Annotated in this window: 17 protein-coding genes; 9 read left to right on the top strand and 8 right to left on the bottom strand. The window is 68.4% G+C overall.

Annotation, left to right across the window (positions count from 1 at the left end):
* Positions 1–180: 180 nt before the first annotated feature.
* Complete coding sequence (gene dapB / locus AB6806_RS13550; protein WP_133565878.1) at positions 181–987, top strand: 4-hydroxy-tetrahydrodipicolinate reductase; 807 nt, start codon at positions 181–183, stop codon at positions 985–987.
* Between the two features lie 20 nt (positions 988–1,007).
* Complete coding sequence (locus AB6806_RS13545; protein WP_112764818.1) at positions 1,008–1,628, top strand: alpha-ketoglutarate-dependent dioxygenase AlkB family protein; 621 nt, start codon at positions 1,008–1,010, stop codon at positions 1,626–1,628.
* Positions 1,629–1,703: 75 nt separating this feature from the next.
* Here the strand turns inward: AB6806_RS13545 and AB6806_RS13540 are convergent, their stop codons facing one another.
* The 3 genes from AB6806_RS13540 to AB6806_RS13530 form a co-directional block, all read right to left on the bottom strand.
* Positions 1,704–2,324 carry a trimeric intracellular cation channel family protein gene (locus AB6806_RS13540; RefSeq protein ID WP_142023381.1) on the bottom strand — a complete coding sequence of 207 codons (621 nt, stop codon included), beginning with the start codon at positions 2,322–2,324 and terminating at the stop codon, positions 1,704–1,706.
* Between the two features lie 3 nt (positions 2,325–2,327).
* A complete protein-coding gene (gene grpE, locus AB6806_RS13535; RefSeq protein ID WP_038357764.1) occupies positions 2,328–2,927 on the bottom strand; it encodes a nucleotide exchange factor GrpE in 600 nt (199 codons plus the stop codon).
* A gap of 120 nt (positions 2,928–3,047) precedes the next feature.
* Positions 3,048–5,813, bottom strand: a complete 2,766-nt coding sequence (locus AB6806_RS13530; protein ID WP_370954829.1) for a [protein-PII] uridylyltransferase — start codon at positions 5,811–5,813, stop codon at positions 3,048–3,050.
* A gap of 309 nt (positions 5,814–6,122) precedes the next feature.
* Here AB6806_RS13530 and AB6806_RS13525 point away from each other — a divergent pair, with 309 nt between their 5' ends.
* The 4 genes from AB6806_RS13525 (at position 6,123) to AB6806_RS13510 (ending at position 9,340) form a co-directional block, all read left to right on the top strand.
* On the top strand, positions 6,123–7,082 hold the full coding sequence (locus AB6806_RS13525) for an aliphatic sulfonate ABC transporter substrate-binding protein (RefSeq protein WP_142023383.1): 960 nt from the start codon (positions 6,123–6,125) through the stop codon (positions 7,080–7,082).
* A 16-nt stretch (positions 7,083–7,098) separates the two neighbouring features.
* A complete protein-coding gene (locus tag AB6806_RS13520; RefSeq protein WP_142023384.1) occupies positions 7,099–7,932 on the top strand; it encodes an ABC transporter permease in 834 nt (277 codons plus the stop codon).
* A 12-nt stretch (positions 7,933–7,944) separates the two neighbouring features.
* Positions 7,945–8,727, top strand: coding sequence for an ABC transporter ATP-binding protein (locus AB6806_RS13515; protein ID WP_142023385.1), 783 nt, complete (start codon positions 7,945–7,947; stop codon positions 8,725–8,727).
* A gap of 97 nt (positions 8,728–8,824) precedes the next feature.
* The gene (locus AB6806_RS13510) at positions 8,825–9,340 is read left to right on the top strand and encodes an OsmC family protein (RefSeq protein WP_142023386.1); all 516 of its coding nucleotides are present in this window, start codon (positions 8,825–8,827) and stop codon (positions 9,338–9,340) included.
* Positions 9,341–9,464: 124 nt separating this feature from the next.
* Here the strand turns inward: AB6806_RS13510 and AB6806_RS13505 are convergent, their stop codons facing one another.
* Both AB6806_RS13505 and AB6806_RS13500 read right to left on the bottom strand, forming a co-directional pair.
* Positions 9,465–11,579, bottom strand: a complete 2,115-nt coding sequence (locus AB6806_RS13505) for a HAMP domain-containing methyl-accepting chemotaxis protein (RefSeq protein WP_370954752.1) — start codon at positions 11,577–11,579, stop codon at positions 9,465–9,467.
* Between the two features lie 360 nt (positions 11,580–11,939).
* Entirely contained in the window at positions 11,940–13,124 is a 1,185-nt protein-coding gene (locus AB6806_RS13500; protein ID WP_133562555.1) for a DNA recombination protein RmuC, read from the bottom strand.
* A 113-nt stretch (positions 13,125–13,237) separates the two neighbouring features.
* On the opposite strand from AB6806_RS13500, the gene def reads away from it, so the two are divergent.
* The 3 genes from def to truA all read left to right on the top strand — a co-directional run bounded on the left by def (position 13,238) and on the right by truA (position 15,699).
* Positions 13,238–13,774: a peptide deformylase gene (def, locus tag AB6806_RS13495; protein WP_133562553.1), complete on the top strand. Its 537-nt coding sequence runs from the start codon at positions 13,238–13,240 to the stop codon at positions 13,772–13,774.
* 180 nt (positions 13,775–13,954) lie between these two features.
* Positions 13,955–14,884, top strand: coding sequence for a methionyl-tRNA formyltransferase (gene fmt, locus AB6806_RS13490; RefSeq protein ID WP_038360458.1), 930 nt, complete (start codon positions 13,955–13,957; stop codon positions 14,882–14,884).
* A gap of 74 nt (positions 14,885–14,958) precedes the next feature.
* Positions 14,959–15,699, top strand: a complete 741-nt coding sequence (gene truA / locus AB6806_RS13485) for a tRNA pseudouridine(38-40) synthase TruA (protein WP_038360461.1) — start codon at positions 14,959–14,961, stop codon at positions 15,697–15,699.
* 122 nt (positions 15,700–15,821) lie between these two features.
* Here the strand turns inward: truA and AB6806_RS13480 are convergent, their stop codons facing one another.
* The 3 genes from AB6806_RS13480 to AB6806_RS13470 form a co-directional block, all read right to left on the bottom strand.
* A complete protein-coding gene (locus tag AB6806_RS13480) occupies positions 15,822–16,403 on the bottom strand; it encodes a hypothetical protein (protein WP_133562549.1) in 582 nt (193 codons plus the stop codon).
* A 65-nt stretch (positions 16,404–16,468) separates the two neighbouring features.
* The gene (gene dapE / locus AB6806_RS13475) at positions 16,469–17,680 is read right to left on the bottom strand and encodes a succinyl-diaminopimelate desuccinylase (RefSeq protein WP_370954751.1); all 1,212 of its coding nucleotides are present in this window, start codon (positions 17,678–17,680) and stop codon (positions 16,469–16,471) included.
* Positions 17,677–18,108 carry a DUF805 domain-containing protein gene (locus AB6806_RS13470; RefSeq protein WP_370954750.1) on the bottom strand — a complete coding sequence of 144 codons (432 nt, stop codon included), beginning with the start codon at positions 18,106–18,108 and terminating at the stop codon, positions 17,677–17,679. The genes dapE and AB6806_RS13470 overlap by 4 nt, the downstream gene beginning before the upstream one ends.
* Between the last annotated feature and the right edge of the window lie 195 nt (positions 18,109–18,303).

Here is an 18,303-nt window from a genome sequence, read left to right as displayed (position 1 = left end):
GCATCACGGCCGGGGCAACCCGGCCGTTTTCGCATGCGCCTGGCCATGCGCGGTTTCGGGTGTCGCGCCGCGACGAACCGGCTTATAGCGATAATCGTCCCGCCTTGGTCGTCTTGCGTTAGTCGTCCTGCCTTGCCGCTTCCGTCCGGAAGCCCTTTCGGAGCCTGCCCCATGAGTGACATGCGTCTCGTCGTCGTCGGCGCCGCCGGGCGCATGGGGCGCATGCTGATCAAGGCCATCGATCAGGCTGAGGGATGCCGCCTGGTCGCTGCCGTCGAACGTCCGGGCTCGCCGGCCCTGGGCGCCGATGCCGGTCCGCTTGCTGGACTGCCGCCGCTGGGCGTGACCGTGACGGGCGATCCCGCTGCCGCTTTCGCGCAGGGCGATGCCGTGTTCGATTTCACCTCGCCGGAGGCGACCGTCGCCTTCGCGCGCCTCGCGGCCGATGCCGGCATCCTGCACGTCGTTGGCACGACCGGGCTGGAGCCGGCGCATCTCGCGGCGTTGGCGGAGACGGCGCGGCGCATCCCGATCATTCGGTCCGGCAATATGAGCCTGGGCGTCAATCTGCTGGCGGCGCTGGTGCGCAAGGTCGCCGCGACGCTTGGCACCGACTGGGACATCGAGATCGTCGAGATGCACCATCGCATGAAGGTCGATGCGCCCTCCGGCACGGCCGTGCTGCTGGGCGAGGCGGCCGCTGCCGGCCGCGCCGTCGATCTCGCCGAGCGGCGCGTCGCGGCCCGTGACGGCATCACCGGTGCACGTGATCCGGGCACGATCGGCTTTGCCGCGTTGCGCGGCGGCACCGTTGTCGGCGATCACAAGGTCATCTTCGCCGGAGCGGGCGAACGGCTGGAACTCGCCCATGTCGCGGAGGATCGCAGCCTCTTTGCCCAGGGCGCGATCAGGGCGGCGCTCTGGGGCCGGGGCAGGGCGCCCGGCCTCTATTCCATGGCCGATGTCCTCGGCCTCGACACGCTGTAGCTCGTGACCCGGAGCTGGCCATGACGCGGATCGCCGTCGCCCCGGGCGTCGTCCACTGGCCGGGCCGGCTCTCGGCCGCGGAGCAGGGCGCTCTCCTGGCCGAATTGCGTGCCGTGGTCAGGCAGGCGCCCCTCTTCCAGCCGCGCATGCCGAAGACCGGCAAGCCGTTTTCGGTCAGGATGACGAATTGCGGCCCGCTCGGCTGGGTTTCCGACGAGAGCGGCTATCGCTACCAGCCGCTCCATCCCGAGACGAAGGAGCCTTGGCCGCTGCTGCCGGCACCGCTGCTGGCGTTGTGGGAGGAGCTTTCCGGCTATCCCCATCCGCCCGAGGCCTGTCTCGTCAACTATTATGCGGCCGGCGCGAAGATGGGGCTGCATCAGGATCGCGACGAGCAGGATTTCGACGCGCCGGTGCTCTCGATCTCGCTCGGCGATGCCGCGCTCTTCCGCATCGGCGGGACGACGCGTGGCGGCAAGACGGCTTCCCTCAAGCTCGCTTCCGGCGATGTGCTGGTTTTCGGCGGCGCGGCGCGGCTCGCCTATCACGGCATCGACCGCGTCCTGTCGGGCTCCTCGACCTTGCTGGCCGAGGGAGGGCGCCTCAACCTGACGCTGCGGCGCGTGACGAAGCCGGATTGAAGATGATCGGACCCCGTCCTTCGAGACGCCGCTTCGCGGCTTCTCGGGGGGAGGACTGCCCATCGCAAACGGGATTTATTCGCCCGTGCCGCCCGGCAGCTTCGGGAAGGACCAGCCGAGCAGCAGCGAGCCGGCCCTGAGCCCGAAGCCCATCGCCAGCCCGCCGAGAGCCACGGCATAGACGGGCAGGCCAAGGCCATGGAGCAAGGCGGTCACCGCCGCGCCGGCCGTGGCGGCGGTGACGTAGAATTCCCGGCTCCACAGCACCATCGGCCGGTCGCCGGCGAGGATGTCGCGCAGGATGCCGCCGAAGGTGGCGGTCATGGCACCGAGCGCGATGGCGGACAGGACCGGCGCGCCGGCTTCCAGCCCGATCAGGGTCCCGCTGACGGCGAACATCGAGAGGCCGGCGGCGTCGCTCCAGAGCAGCAGCTTGCGCCCGCTCCAGCCCTCGATAATGCCTGGGCGCAGATAGGCCAGCGCCCAGGCGCCGATCGCCACCACGGTGCAGATGATCACGCTGGTTGGATCGTGCACCCAGCGCGCGCTATGGCCGAGCAGCAGCTCCCGCAGCGTGCCGCCGCCGACGCCGGTGACGGTCGCGAGCAGGATGAAGCCTAAGGGGTCCATGCCCTTGCGGGCGGCGACGAGGGCTCCGGTCAGCGCGAAGATGGCGACGCCGGCGCCCTCGAACATCGATCAGTGACTCGTGGGCTTGTCGCCGCCCTGCTCGGCCTTGGGGCCGCCGGCCGAGATGCCGACGAGGGCAGGGCGCAGCACGCGCTCGCCGATCTTGTAGCCGACCTGGACCACCTTGGAGACCATGCCCTTGGGCGTGGCCGGATCGGGCGCCTCGAACATCGCCTGATGCAGGTGCGGGTCGAACTTCTCGCCCAGCGGGTCGATCTTGCGCACGCCGTGACGCTCCAGCGTCTTCAGCAGCTCGCGCTCGGTCAGCTCGACGCCGTCATAGAGTGCCTTGAGCGTGGCGTCGGCGGCGTCGCGCGCAGTGTCCGGCACGCTCTCGAGCGCCCGGCGCAGATTGTCCGAGGAGCCGAGCATGTCGCGGGCGAAGCTCGTCGCCGCATAGGCCTTCGCATCGGCGATCTCGCGCTCGGTGCGACGGCGCAGGTTCTCCATCTCGGCGAGCGTGCGCAGCAGCTTGTCCTTGAGGTCGTCGCGCTCGTTCTGGAGCGCCGCGATCTGGGCCTCGTTGCCCCCTTCGGTGGCCTGAGCCTGCTCGGGAGCGTCGGTCGCGGCTTCGAGGTTCGGGTCTTCCGTCGCAGGGTTGCGCGTCATTGCCTGTTCCAATTCCCATCCATCAATCTGGCTGGCCGTGCCGCCCGTCGCCGGGCCTGGCGGGTTTCCCCGGAAACGCGGCCGCGTTCGTGGCCGATATCGGGCTTATGGCGGCCCAAATCAAGCGCGCGCCGGGACTTTCGTCCTGGCCGACGCCGCCTTGCCCCCCTCGAACTCGAACACCTCCAGCAAGCTCTTGCGGATCGCGAGCTGGCGCGCGGTCGAGACGATCTTCGCATTGGTCAGGTCGGTGACGTAGAAAACGTCGACCGCCTTCTCGCCGAAGGTCGCGATATGGGCGGAGGCGATGTTGAGGTTGAGCTTCCCGATCGCGGTGGTGAGGTCGTAGAGCAGGCCCGGCCGGTCGAGCCCGGAGACCTCCAGCACCGTGTGGCGGCTGGACAGCACGTTGTCGATGACGATCTCCGGCGCGAGCTGGAAGGTCTGGCCGCGCGGCGGCGGCGCGCGGCGCTGCGCGACGAGATCGGCGATCTTGATCTCGCCCTTCAAGGCCCGTTCGATCGCCGCCGCGATCCGCCCGGCCCGGCGCAACTCGTCGTCGTCGCGGTCGAAGGCGCGCGAGACGGAGATGGTGTCGAGCGCGAGCCCGTCCGTGGTGGTGAAGATCTGCGCGTCGACGATGTTGCCGCCGGCCGCAGCGCAGGCGCCGGTGACGATGGCCAGAAGGCGCGGATGGTCGGGCGCGAGTACGGTGAGCTCGGTCACGCCGCGGAACTGGTCGGTCTCGACCACGGTCGCGGTGGTGCGGCCGGCCTTCTCCGCCTCGCTCAGGAAGCGTGCGTGCTTCTCCTGGTCGGCGAGATCGACCTTGATCCAGTAGGGCGGGTAGTGGCGCGCGATATAGGCCTCGCGCTCGGCCTCGCTCCAGTCGGAGAGCCGCTGCCGCAACTCGTCCTGCTTGCGGCCGACACGGGCCTTGCGCTCGACCGCCGAATGGCCGCCGGTCAAGACGAGCTCGGTCTCGTAATAGAGCGTGCGCAGGAGCTGGCCCTTCCAGCCGTTCCAGACGCCGGGACCGACCGCCTTGATGTCGGCGACGGTGAGGATCAGCAGGAGCTTCAATCGTTCCAGCGTCTGCACCGTGGCCGCGAAGCTCTCGATCGTCTTCGGATCGCCGAGGTCGCGGCTCTGCGCCACCGTCGACATGTCGAGATGGTGCTCGACCAGCCAGGCGACGGTCTCGGTCTGGCCCGGCGTCAGCCCGAGGCGCGGGCCGAGCTTGCGGGCGATGCGTGCGCCGGCGAGCGAATGGTCCTCCGGCCGGCCCTTGGCGATGTCGTGCAGGAACAGGGCGACATAGAGCGCCCGCCGGTTGGCGACCGTCGGCATGATCTCGTTCGCGAGCGGGTGCTCGGCCTCGAGCGTGCCGGAATCGATCTCGGCCAGCACGCCGATGGCGCGGATCAGGTGCTCGTCCACCGTGTAGTGGTGGTACATGTTGAACTGCATCATCGCCACCACCCGGCCGAAATCCGGGACGAAGCGGCCGAGCAGCCCGGACTCGTTCATGCGCCGCAGCACCACCTCCGGCGAGCGCCGCGCGGTGAGGATTTCCAGGAAGATGCGGTTGGCCTCGGGGTCGTGGCGCAGCCCGGAGGTGATCAGCCTGAGCGACTGCGTCACCAGCCGGCTCGTATCGGGATGGATGGCGAGGTCCTCGCGGCTGGCGATCTGGTAGAGCCGGAGCAGATTGACCGGGTCGCGCTCGAAGGCGCTGTCGTCGATGACGGCGAGGCGCTGGCCCTTCAGGGTGAAATCGGTGTGGCCGAGCGCGCGCACGCGCTTGCGCTTGGTGAAGGAGCCGAGCAGGCGCGAGAGCGTCGCGCGCGGCTTCTGCTGGCGCGCCTCCAGCGCCGCGCAGACGATGGCGGTGAGGTCGCCGACATCCTTGGCGACGAGGAAATAGGCCTTCATGAAGCGCTCGACCGGCGCCTGGCCGCTGCGGCCGGCATAGCCGATGGCCGCCGCCACCTGCCGCTGCAGGTCGAAGGAGAGCCGCTCCTCCGCCCGTCCGGTGATGAAGTGCAGCCAGCAGCGCACGCGCCAGAGGAACTCTTCCGAGCGCTCGAACATCTGCAATTCCTGCGTGTCGAACAGGCCAGCCGCGACGAGCTCGCGCACATCCTTCACGCGGTAGGCGTATTTCGCGATCCAGAACAGCGTGTTGAGGTCGCGCAAGCCGCCCTTGCCGTCCTTGACGTTGGGCTCGACCAGATAGCGCGAGGTGCCGGCGCGCTGCACCCGCGTCTCGCGCTCGGCGAGCTTCGCCTCGGTGAAGGCCGCGGCCGTACCCTCGACCACCTCGGCGTCGAAGCGCCGGACCATCTCGTCGAACAGCGCCCTGTCGCCGCTGAGGAAGCGCGCTTCCAGCAGCGCTGTGCGGATGGTCATGTCGGCACGCGCTTCGCGGATGCAGTCGTCGACCGAGCGGACCGAATGGCCGGTCTTCAGCTTCAGGTCCCAGAGCGGGTAGAGCATGGACTCGACCACGCTCTCGCCCCAGGCGGTCTGCTTGTGCGGGAACAGGAAGAGCAGGTCGACATCCGAGCCCGGCGCCAGCGTGCCGCGGCCATAGCCGCCGACGGCGGCGACCGCGATGCGCTCGGATTGCGAGGGGTTGTCGGCCGGATAGAAATAGCCCGTCGCAGCCTTGTGCAGCGCGATGACGACCGCATCCATCACCGCGGACAGCCGGTGCGCGCAGGCGAGCCCGCTGCGCGGCCCTTCGAGAATGGCGCGGGCCGAGGTGTGGCCGTCGTCGAGGAGCTGGCGCAGCGCGCCGACGAGGAGCTGGCGCTTTTCGGCCTTGTCGCGCCGACGTGCCGAAGCCAGCAGGCGGGTGACGCCGGCCTCGGGATCCTGCAGCATCTCGGGAAGCGGAAGGGCGGGCTTGTCGTGGGCGGCTGACACGGCAGCAGGGTCTCGCTGTGAAGCCTGTTCCTATCATGACGGCGCGCTGCGCAGGAACGCTTAAAATATACGTGGATTTCCGTGAATTTTGCGGAAGACCATGCAGGTTTGTGTTGTTTGACATACAGAACGATTGGACCTAAGAAAAGGATACGCGCCGATTTGAGCCATCAGCTTGCGGGCGCGAAACAAGTGCAGCTAAAGCGTTGGGAGGGGCGATGAGCGCCCGATCCCTCGCATCGTCGACAAAAGAGGGATCATCCGATGACCAGCATCACCCGCCGTCTTGCGCTCGCCGCCCTGGCGGTCGCCGCGCTCGCCACTCCCGCCTTGGCGCAGCCCAAGGAGATCCGCCTGGATTACGCGACCTATAACCCCGTGAGCCTCGTGCTCAAGGAGCGCGGGACGCTGGAAAAGGCGCTGGAGGCCGACGGCATCAAGGTCCGCTGGGTCTTCTCGGCCGGCTCCAACAAGGCGCTCGAATTCCTCAATGCCGGCTCGATCGATTTCGGCTCGACCGCCGGCGCCGCCGCGCTGATCGGCAAGATCAACGGAAACCCGATCAAGTCGATCTATGTCTATTCGCGGCCCGAATGGACCGCCCTCGTCACCGGCGCCAAGAGCGAGATCACCAAGGTCGCCGACCTCAAGGGCAAGCGCGTCGCGGTCACGCGCGGCACCGATCCTCACATCTTCCTTGTCCGGGCGCTGGCCGATGCCAAGCTGACCGAGAAGGACGTCAAGCTCGTCCTGCTCCAGCACGCCGATGGCCGCCTCGCGCTGGAGCGCGGCGATGTCGATGCCTGGGCCGGGCTCGACCCGCTGATGGCGGCGGCCGAGGTCGAGAGCGGCGCCAAGCTGTTCTACCGCAAGCCCGAGGACAACACCTGGGGCATCCTCAATACCCGCGAGGCTTTCGCTGCGGAGAACCCGGCGCTCGTGCGCAAGGTCATCGCCGCCTATGAGGAGGCACGCCGCTACGCGCTCGCCAACCCCGCCGAGCTCAAGAAGATCCTGGTCGATTACACCAAGCTCTCCGAGCCGGTGATCGAGCGCCAGCTCACCCGCACGGATCTCACCCATTCCGCCATCGGGCAGGCGCAGATCGACAGCATCACCGCCGCCGGCATCGCGCTGAAGGACGCCGGCGTCCTGCCGGCCGCGACCGATGTGAAGGCGGCGGTCGACTCGTTGATCGATCGCGGCTTCCTCGCGACCAACTGAGGCGCGGCCCGGCCCGATGAGCGCGGTGGAGGCCGAAGCGGCTGGGACGGTCCGGCAGGAGCGGCAGGGCGGCCGCAAGCCGCGCCGTTCCAGCCTCGTTCTTCTCGGCTTCGTGCTGCCAGTGCTGCTGGCCCTGCTCTGGGAAGGGTTGGTGGCGGCAGGCATCGCCAATGGTCGGCTGATGCCTCCACCCAGCGTCATCGGCCGCACGCTCCGGGATCTGGCCGCCTCCGGCGAGCTCCTGACCCATGCGACGGCAACACTCTCGCGCGTCGCGGCGGGTTTCGGGCTCGGGGCGCTGGCGGGCACGGTCCTGGGCGCGCTGACCGGCGCCCTGCCGGTTGCGCGCCGCCTGCTCGATCCAACCTTGCAGGCGCTGCGGGCCATCCCTTCCATCGCCTGGGTGCCGCTCTTCATCCTCTGGCTCGGCATCTTCGAGGCCTCGAAGGTCGCGCTGATCGCGGTCGGCGTCTTCTTCCCGGTCTATCTCGGCGTCGCCGCCGCGATCCAGGGCATCGACCGCAAGATCGTCGAGGTCGGCCGGGTCTTCCGCCTTTCGCGGCTCGCCATGGTCAGGCGCGTCCTGCTGCCGGCGATCCTGCCGGACTGGATCACTGCGCTGCGCTCGGGCCTCGGCCTCGGCTTCATGTTCGTGGTCGCGGCCGAGATCATGGGGGCGAGCGAGGGGCTGGGTTACCTGCTCGTGGACGGCCAGCAGCTCGGTCGCCCCGACACCATCATCGCGGCCATCATCAGCTTCGCCGTGCTCGGCAAGCTGGCTGACGGCCTCCTCGTCGCCATCACGCGGCCCTTCCTCGCCTGGCAGGATACGGCGCGCGACAAGCTCTGAAGGCTTAACCCCGTGCTGAGTTTCGACCGGCTGTCCAAAACCTATGCCGACGGCACCCATGCCCTCTCGGCGATCGACCTCGAAGTCGGGCGCGGCGAGATCGTCGCTTTGCTCGGTGGCTCGGGCTGCGGCAAGACGACCTTGCTCAGGCTCGTCGCGGGGCTCGACACGCCGAGCGCCGGAGCGATCCGGCTCAATGGCGAGACCGTCGCCGAGCCCCGCGCCGATGTCGGCGTCATCTTCCAGGAGCCGCGGCTCTTCCCCTGGCTCAGCGTCGCGGAGAATGTCGGCTTCGGCCTGTCGCATCTCTCCGCCTTCGAGCGGGAAGGGCTGGTGACCAATGCGCTGGTCCGCGTCGGCCTCGCCGGCCATGAGAAGCGTTGGCCGCGCGAGCTCTCCGGCGGCCAGCAGCAGCGCGTCGCCATCGCCCGCGCCCTCGTCACCCGGCCGAAGCTGCTGCTGATGGACGAGCCCTTCTCGGCCCTCGACGCGACGACGCGGGCAAGCCTGCACGGGCATCTGCTGGCACTCTGGCAGGAGAGCCGGCCGACCGTCCTGATGGTCACGCATGATGTCGAGGAGGCGGTGACGCTCGCCGACCGCATCGTGGTGATGCAGCCGCATCCCGGTCGGCTCTTCGACGAGCTCGACAACCCGCTCGCCCGGCCGCGTGATCGGCTTTCTCCGGCCTTCGAGGCGACGAAGCGGGAGGCGTTGCGCGCGCTCGACCGCTCGCTGCGCCACGAGGCGCCGCATCAGGAGAAGGCAGCTGAGACCGCTGGCATGTGGTGGTAGCTCGGCCGCGGCACGCTGCCATCTCTGGCATTGGTCGCGGCTTCGTCCTATCAGCCGCATGACGCGATTTCACAGTCTGAACGAGAGGGTCGGTTCCATGGACGTCACCGCGCTGCGCGCCTTGCAGGCTCCCCTCAAGGACGAATACCGGAGCAACCCCGAGGCGGCGATCGTCACGCTCAAGGCCCATGGCGAGCTCGACGACCAGCACATCGCCTGCAAGGTCGAGACCGGCCGCGCCATCGCGCTGGCCGGCCTGCATCCCGCGACCGGCGGCTCCGGGGCCGAGCTCTGCTCCGGCGACATGCTGCTCGAGGCGCTGGTCGCCTGCGCCGGCGTGACGTTGAAGGCCGTCGCGACGGCGCTCGAGATCGAGCTGAAGAAGGGCGTGGTGCGGGCCGAGGGCGATCTCGACTTCCGCGGCACGCTCGGTGTCGTCAAGGATGCGCCCGTCGGCTTCAAGGCGATCCGCCTCTCCTTCGACGTCGAGACCGACGCGCCGCAGGAGAAGCTCGACACGCTGCTGAAGCTCACCGAGCGTTACTGCGTCGTCTTCCAGACGCTCAACGTGAAGCCGGAATTGTCGGCGGTGCTGGATCGAAAAGCCGTCTGAGCACCGCCTGGAGCGCTTTCGGGCGCGCCAGGTCTCGGTCGGGCAGGCCATTGACGCCTAAAGAAAACGGCGCCTTTCGGCGCCGTTTGTGTTTGTGACGGAGCGCCTTGAAGGCCGGGCTCCCTCAGAACTCTTCCCATCCGGTATCGATGGCGCGGCCATTGGCGACCTTGCGGGGGGCTGGGGCGGTCCGGGACTGGACGAAGGCGGCCTCGGCGAGCTGGCGCAGCCGCGCCGGCTCGGGCGCGGTGGTGGCGGCAGCCGGAGTGGGCCGGGCCGGGACGGCAGGGGCCGCCTTCGCCGGGCGGGCGGGAGCCGCCGCATGGGCTTGCGGATAGGCGGACTGCCCAGCCGCCTCGCGGCCGGTGCGGAAGGTCGCGACGAGGTCGTTGAGCTGGCCGATGCGGCCCGACAGCGAGCCGGCCGAGGCCGCGCTCTGCTCGGCCAGCGCCGCATTCGCCTGCGTCATCTCGTCGAGATGCGCCACCGCCTGGCTCATCTCGTCGATGCCGTTGGCCTGCTCGCCCGCCGCCGCCGAGATGTCGGCGATGGTGGCGGCGACCTTGCGCGAGGCTTCGAGGATGCGCGCCAGCTGGTCGCCGGCCTGGCGCACCAGCTTCACCCCGGCGCCGACCTCGTCATTGGAGGAGGAGATCAGCCCGGAGATGTCCTTGGCCGCCTCGCCCGAGCGCTGCGCCAGGGTGCGCACTTCCGAGGCGACGACGGCAAAGCCCTTGCCGGCCTCGCCGGCACGCGCCGCCTCGACCGCGGCGTTGAGCGCCAGCAGGTTGGTCTGGAAGGCGATGTCGTCGATGACGCGGATGATGTCGGAGATCTTCTGCGAGGCGCTCTCGATGCGGGCCATGGCCTCGACCGCCTGGCCGGCGATGGCGCCGCCGGACTGGGCCGCCTGCATCGCCTCGTCGGCGATGCGGGCGGCATCCTTCGAGGCCTGGGCCGAGGCCTTGACGGACGCGGCGAGCTCCTCGGTGGTGGCGGCGGTCTCCTCCAGCGAGGAGGCCTGTTCCTCGGTGCGCTTCGAGAGATCGTCGGCGCCCATGTTGATCTCGCGGGCGGCGAGCCCGACATCGGCCGAGGTCGTCTGGATCGTCGCGACCGTGGCCGAGAGGCGCTCGACCGTCTCGTTGATCGCGCCCTGGAGATCGGCGAAGCGGCCGCGATAGCCGCCCTCGACCTGCCGCGTCAGGTCGCCGCCCGCCACCGCCTGCAGAACCCCAGCGAACTCCGTCGTCGCACCGTCGACCACGCTGTTGATTTCGTTGATGCCGGCGACCAGCCGCTGCATCTGCTCGTCGGCATCGTCGATCTGGAGGCGGGCCGAGAAATCGCCGGCCGCCGCCGCCGCGACCACCTCGCCGACATCCGACACCACAGCCTCCATCGACTGGGCCCGCGCCAGCCGCGCCGCCGCCGCAGCACGCTCTTGCTCTTCCAGGGCACGGACCCTTGCCGCGTTCTCCTGGAAGATCTGCAGGGCGCCGGCCATCTCGCCGATCTCGTCGCGCCGGCCGACGCTCGGCACGGTGACGTCCTGCTCGCCATCCGCCAGGCGTTTCATCGCGGCGGTCATGCCGCCGAGCGGCCGCACGACGCCGCTGATCACGAAGGCGAGCGCAAATGCTCCCAGGAGCAGGGCGCCGCCGGCAACGGCGAGCAGCAGATAGGCCGCGGCATGGGCCGTCGACTGGGCCTGTGCTCCCTGCTCGCGCGCCTGCTTGAGCTGCAACGCGGCCAACTCGCCGAGCTTTTTCGTGATCGGGTCCATCGCCTTGTAGAGTTCGTCCGAGGAGAACAGGCGAAGAGCGCTGTCGTCACGATCCTTCAGGATGGCGATGACCTTGGCGATGGCGACATCGCCGGTCTTCATCAGCGCCGCTGCCTGATCCGCAAGCTGCCTCTCATCGGACTCGGTGATGCTGGGCAGATAGGCCTTCCAGCTCTTGTCGATGGTCCCGACCGCGTCCTGGACGCTCTTGAGCGCATTGGTCCAGGTGACCTGGTTGCTCTGCGCCTTCCAGATCGTGTCGACGACGTTGACGGCATACATGTCGCTGACGGAACGCAACTGTTCCATCGGGATGACATTGTTCTGGACGACGTTGTCGACACGCTCCGTCACGGATCGCAAGGCCAGATAGCCGCAGGCGCCGATGGCGAGGACGCACAGGGCCAGGGCGACCAGCGCGGCCGCCAGCTTTGTCTTGATGCTCATTGTCATGACGGACCTTCTGGGAAGACGTCGCTCATTCAATGGAGTGCCGATGATGGAAGGTCCGCAAAGATGCCTATGGTCCAGGCATGGATCGGCGATACCCCGGTCGCGTCATGGCGCTCGACTGTATTGAGAGTTCTCGGTGCCCCAGATCTTTCAGATAAAGTTTAAGGCTGTTCTAATGTCCCCTTCGGAAAAGTGACGACGTTTACTTGCAAATACGCGTATTCACGTTGGGGATGAGCGTTCAGGTTGTGTGGGCGGTCCCCCTGGCTCGCCCTCGCCGACATCCGGGGCAGGCGGCGCGTTGACTTTGGGGTCCTTTAGCGTCGTCGGCCGGATCCGCCCTGCCTGGCAGGGAGCGCGCTACTCCGCGGCCCGCTTCAGTTCGAGCCCCTTGGCGAAGGGCAGCTTCGGCTCGCTCTTCTCGTCGTCGAAATCGAGCGCGCCGATCCTCTCGGCGCGGCTGGTGACCTTGCCGGCAGAGGTCTTGATCTGGCCGACATCCTCCTGCGCCTGCCGGAAATGCGTGTCGAGCTTGTCGACGCGCTCGCCAAGGCGCCTGACATCGTCGAGCAGCTTGCCGACCTCGGTCTGGATGACCTGCGCCTCCTCGCGCATCCGCGCATCGCGCACCAGCGACTGCATGAGCTGGATCGCCAGCGCCAGCAGCGAGGGCGAGACGATCATCACGCGGGCCCGGTGCGCCCGCTGCACGACATCGTCGAAATATTCGTGCAGATCGGCATAGATCGATTCCGACGGCACGAAGAGCAGCGCGATATCCTGCGTCTCGCCGGGCAGGAAATAGCGCTCGGCGATGTCCTTCACATGCACGCCGACATCGCTGCGGACGCGCTGGCCCGCGATCTTCTTCGCCTCCTCGCCGCGCGCCTCGCGCAGCATCGTGAAGCTCTCCAGCGGGAACTTGGCATCGATCACGAGGCCGCGCCCGTCGCCCGGCAGCGTGACGAGGCAGTCGGGCCGGCGTCCGTTCGAGAGCTGCGGCTGGAAGGCGAAGAAGGCGGCGGGCAGACCGTCGCGGATGATCGCTTCCATCCGGCCCTGGCCATAGGCGCCGCGCGCCTGCTTGTTGGAGAGCACGTCCTTCAGCGTCACCACTTCCGAGGTGAGGTCGGTCAGGTTCTTCTGCGCGCTGTCGATCACCGCCAGCCGCTCCTGCAGCTTGCCGAGGCTTTCGGTGGTCTGGCGGACGCTCTGCTCGAGCCCCTGGCCGACCTTTTGGCCGAGGCCGTCCATCCGCTCGGCCATCAACCTTGCGAGGTCGCCCTGCCGGGTCGAGAGGATCTCGGCCATCGACTGCATCCGGCCGGCGAGCTCGGCCTGCTGCCGGTTCATCTCCGCGACCTTGTCGTCCATCTCGCGGGCGCGTTCGGCGGCCATCGCAGCCTCGATCGCGCGGCTTCTGCCGCCGCGCCAGGCCGCCAAAGCCGTCATCAGCAGCAATGCGAGACTCAACCCGCCGAAGCCGAGTGCGGCCTCCGCCCAGGTCACGGGGCGTTCCAGCAAGGTGAAGGCAATCGCGTTCATGCGCGAAGCCTAGCCGATTCGGCTCGGGATGGCGAACGAAAGCGGAACGGTTTGACCGCCCGCCCACAAATGCTTATGTCCCGGGCTCAACAGCCCTTTTCTCTCGGAACCACATGCCCATTCGTCCGCTCGTCATCCTGCCCGACGCCCAGCTTCGCCTTGCCTCGAAGCCGGTCGAGGCCGTCACGCCGGAAATCAAGGCGCTGGTCGCGGACATGTTCGAGACCATGTACGACGCGCCGGGCATCGGTCTCGCCGCGATCCAGATCGGCGTGCCGCTGCGCGTCGTGACGATGGATCTGTCGAAGCCGGAGGCGAAGGAGGGCGAGGAGCCGGAACCGAGGAAGCCGCAGGTCTTCATCAACCCGGAGGTCACCTGGTTCTCGGAAGAGACCAATGTGTATGAAGAGGGCTGCCTTTCGATCCCCGAATATTACGAGGAGGTCGAGCGCCCGGCCGAGGTCAAGGTTCGCTACATGGATCTCGACGGCAAGACTCACGAGATCGCGGCGGATGGCCTTCTCGCCACCTGCCTGCAGCACGAGATCGATCATCTCAACGGTGTGCTCTTCATCGATCATCTCTCGCGGCTGAAGCGCGAGCGTGTGACCAAGAAATTCGCCAAGGCCGCCAAGCGCTCAGCGGCATAATCACTGCTGCGTCATTCCGGACGAGCCGCGAAGCGGCGCCGATCCGGAATCCATCGAAGGGCTCCGGCGTGCCGGCATGGCTTCCGGCTCTCCGCGGAGTTTATCCTTGGGCCGATCGAAGATCGGACCCGGGGGCTATGCCCGGAATGACGGGGAAGATTTTAAGGTAAGGTCGAGCGTATGAGCTTGCGCGTCATCTTCATGGGCACGCCCGATTTCGCCGTGCCGGTCCTGACCGAGATCGTCGGGCAGGGGCATGAGGTCGTCTCTTGCTACACCCGCGCTCCGGCCCAGGCCGGTCGTGGGCTGGAGCTGCGGCCCTCGCCGGTGCACAGGGCGGCCGAGCGCTTCGGCATTCCGGTCTTCACGCCCGCGACCCTGAAAACGGCCGAGCAGGCCGAGCTGATCGCCTCGCATGAAGCCGATGTCGCGGTCGTCGTCGCCTATGGCATGATCCTGCCCCAGGCGATCCTCGATCTGCCGGAACTGGGTTGCCTCAACCTGCATGCCTCGCTGCTGCCGCGCTGGCGCGGCGCCGCGCCGATCCAGCGCGCTATCATGGCCGGCGACGCCGAGAGCGGCGTCTGCGTGATGAAGATGGAGGCCGGGCTCGACACAGGCCCGGTCGGCATGGTCGAGACGCTCGCCATCGGCCCCGACATGACGGCCGGCGAATTGCACGATGGGCTCAGCCGCCTCGGCGCCGACCTGATGGTGCGGGCGCTCGCGGCGCTCGGGCGCGGCGGGCTGCAGTTCACGCCGCAGCCGGAGGAGGGCGTGACTTACGCCGCCAAGATCGCCAATGCCGAGGCGAGGCTGAGCTGGAGCCGGCCGGCCCGGCAGGTGCACGACCTCGTGCGCGGCCTGTCGCCCTTTCCGGGCGCCTTTGCCGAGATCGATCTCGGCAAGGGGCCGGAGCGTCTCAAGGTGCTCCGTTCGGCGCTCGCCGGCGGCGCGGCCGAGCCCGGCACGCTGCTCGACGACGAGGGCACGGTCGCCTGCGCGGAAGGGGCGGTGAAGCTCCTCCAGGTCCAGCGCGCCGGCAAGGCGCCGATGAGCGGGGCGGAATTCCTGCGCGGCGCCCGGCTCGGGGCCGGCGACAAGCTTTAAATGAGCAGGCCATTGTCCGAAAACCGCTTCGCACTGTTCGCTGACGCGGACCTCCGGTTGGGTAACCGGCTCTGATGCCGCGCTACAAGCTCGTCATCGAATATGACGGCACGCCGTTCTCGGGCTGGCAGCGCCAGGCGAGCGACCCGTCCGTGCAGCAGAGCGTCGAGGAGGCGGTGGAGGCCTTTTGCGGCCATGCCGTGCGCCTGCATTGCGCCGGGCGCACCGATGCCGGCGTCCACGCCACCCATCAGGTCGCCCATGTCGACCTCGACAAGGACTGGCGCACCGATGTCGTGCGCGACGCCACCAACGCCCGGCTGAAGGCGCGGGTGCCGGTCAGCGTGCTGAGCGCCGAGATCGTGCCGGATGATTTCGATGCCCGCATCTCGGCGAAGCGCCGCTACTACATCTATCGCATCCTCGATCGGCGGGCGCCGCCGGCGCTCGACCGTGGCCGGGTCTGGCACGTCCCGGTGAAGCTCGACCACGAGGCGATGGACCGTGCCGCCAAGGCCCTGCTCGGCAAGCACGACTTCACCACCTTCCGCGCCGCCGAATGCCAGGCCAACAGCCCGATCCGGACGCTGGACCGGCTCGACGTCCGGCGCGAGGGCAGCGAGATCGTGGTCTACGCCCATGCGCGCTCCTTCCTGCATCATCAGATCCGTTCCATCGTCGGCAGCCTGAAGATGGTCGGGGCCGGGCGCTGGCCGGAGGGGAAGATGGGTGCGGTGTTGGCGGCGCGCGATCGTTCGCAATGTGCGGCGCTGGCGCCGTCCAGCGGGCTCTATCTGGCCGGGGTGGACTACTGAGGTCTTCGCCGGCAGCGCGGCCGTCAGGCTCCGGCTTGACCCGCACATCTCGTGACGTCGAGGCTCGGATCGCTCACGCGGCATGAGGCTCTCGGGTCGGGCCCGAGAACCACGTCGCGGCCTTAGACCAGGCCGAAGGCCCGGACCACCCCGTAGTCCAGCACCACGCTGGCGATGACCAGCGGCAGCGCGATGCCGTTGCCGGCGCCGAAGGCGGCGCGCGCCACGCAATAGCGCAGCCTGAGCACGATCGCGGCGAAGAAGGCCGATTGCACCAGCGCGAGCGTGGCGGGCGCCCAGCCGACAGCATAGACCGCGGCCGGCACGGCCATCAGGCTGGCGGAGACGATGCCGGCCCAGTTCCAGGCGATCACGAAGCTGGTAAAGCGCGGTGCCTGCGCCAGCTCCGGCCGGATCAGGATCAGGAAGGCCGGCACGACCAGGATGGCCAGCGACAGCGCCCCGACGACGGCAAGTGCGAGTCCGGGCGCGCCGAACAGGCCGCCGGCATTGCTGAGCCCGGCCGCCAGCCGCATGGCCGCGAGCATCGCCACCGTCGCGGGCAGCATCAGCGCGAAGGCGAGGAAGGAGCGCCAGAAGCCGTCACGGCTGAGATCGAGTTCGGGGAGCGCATCCGCGCCCTTCGTCATCAGGCGCCAGGAGCCGCGCAGCGAACGCGCGACGTCATCGGCATCGAGCCTCATCGCGAACCTCATCATGTGGTCTTAGACTTTCGTCTAAGCCAATAATGAGGCGCTTTGCCGGCAGGTCAAGCCTTATGTTGCGTTGCAAAATAAGTGGCGAGCAGCCGATGCGTGATCCGCTCGAGAGCGACCAGGTCCGAAACGGCGGCGCATTCGTCGATCTGGTGCATCGTCTTGCCGACGACGCCATACTCGACCACCGGGCAATAGCTCTTGATGAAACGGGCGTCCGAAGTGCCGCCGGTCGTCGAGAGCGCCGGGCGCTTGCCGGTCTCGGCCTCGACCGCATCCGCGACCATCGCGACGAAGGGGCCGGGCTCGGTCAGGAAGGCGACCGAGTTCGTCGGCCGGAAGGTCACCGCGAAGCGCACCGTATTGCCGGCCGCCTCGCGCAAACGGTGCTCGATCTCGTTGGCGAGCGTCTCCGGCGTCCAGGTATCGTTGAAGCGGATGTTGAAGACGGCCTTCGCCTGTGCCGGGATGATGTTCGTCGCGGGATTGCCGACATCGAGCGTCGTCACCTCGAGATTGCTCGGGTCGAAATGCTGGGTGCCCTGGTCGAGCGGCGTCGCATCGAGCGCCGCCAGCAGGCGGACCATGCCGCGGATCGGATTATCGGCGAGATGCGGATAGCCGACATGGCCCTGGATGCCGCTCACCGTCAGCTCGCCGGTCAGCGAGCCGCGCCGGCCGATCTTGATCATGTCGCTCATCGTGGCCGGATTGGTCGGCTCGCCGAGGAGGCAATGGTCGAAGCGCTCGCCGCGTCCATGCGCCCATTCGAGCAGCTTGACCGTGCCGTTGACCGCCGGTCCCTCCTCGTCGCCGGTGACGAGGAAGGCGATCGAGCCCGGCGCGTCCGGATTCTCGCGCCGATAGCGGATCGCGGCCGCGACCATGGCGGCGAGCCCGCCCTTCATATCGCAGGCGCCGCGCCCGTAGAGGACGCCGTCCTGGATCTCCGCTCCGAAGGGCGCGCGGCTCCAGGCGGCCTCGTCGCCGACCGGCACGACATCGGTATGCCCGGCGATGACGAAGACCGGGGTCTCGCTGCCGATCCGCGCGTAGAAATTCTCGATATCCGGCATGCCCGGCTCGCTGAAGACCGGGCGATGCACGCCATAGCCTTCCGCCGACAGGACCGCGGCGAGCAGCGAGAGCGCGCCGCCTTCGGCTGGCGTCACGGAGGGGCAGCGCACCAGCGCCTGCGTCAGCGCGACCGGATCGGTCGGATCGAAATCGAGCGAGGGAAGGGCGGCTGTGGAGTCGGCGGTCATTCCGCCGCTTTAGCACCCAGCACGACAGTCGCAAGCCCGGTTTCGTCCTGATGCGCGGAAGGCATCAGGCCGAGATCGATGAAGGCGACGACCCAGGCGATGGTGCCGATCGCTTCCAGCGATGGCCGCCAGCCGAACGGAACATGAGGAAGCATAAGCTCCGGTATGACGATCGCGCAGATCAGCAGGATGCCGAACAGGGAAGAGCCGCCGCGATCCTTGGCGCGCTTGGCGGCCAGCGCACACCAGGGAAACAGGGCGAAGGACTTGGCGAAGGCGATGATGGCCGCCGCCGTGGCGGGAGCGGCCAGTTGCGGCGCGAGCCGCTGGATCACGAACAGCGAGAGCGCCACCGCCGCGGTGCCGAACCAGAAGGCCCGCAGGCCGATGCGGCCGTCGAGATCGGTGAAGAGGCGGATCAGGGGCATGTGTCGGGCTCCGTTGCCCTCTTGTCGCATGCTTGCGCCGCGGAATGAAGCTTATGGTGAATAAAAGGTTAACACCGGCCCAAATCCTTGTTCGGCCTCAGAAAAGGCTTGAACGGGGCGGGGCGGGCGGCTAGCTGCGGAAAGATATCGCGCAGGATCCGGGAGCGTCGTTCCCAGGCCGTCCTGCCGAATCGA

Origin of the sequence: Allobosea sp. RCC_152_1 (assembly GCF_041360765.1) — a bacterium.
In the GTDB taxonomy this organism is placed as follows: domain Bacteria; phylum Pseudomonadota; class Alphaproteobacteria; order Rhizobiales; family Beijerinckiaceae; genus Allobosea; species Allobosea spartocytisi.
Note: the sequence above shows the minus strand (reverse complement) of the source record. Positions and strands in the feature narration are given on the sequence as shown.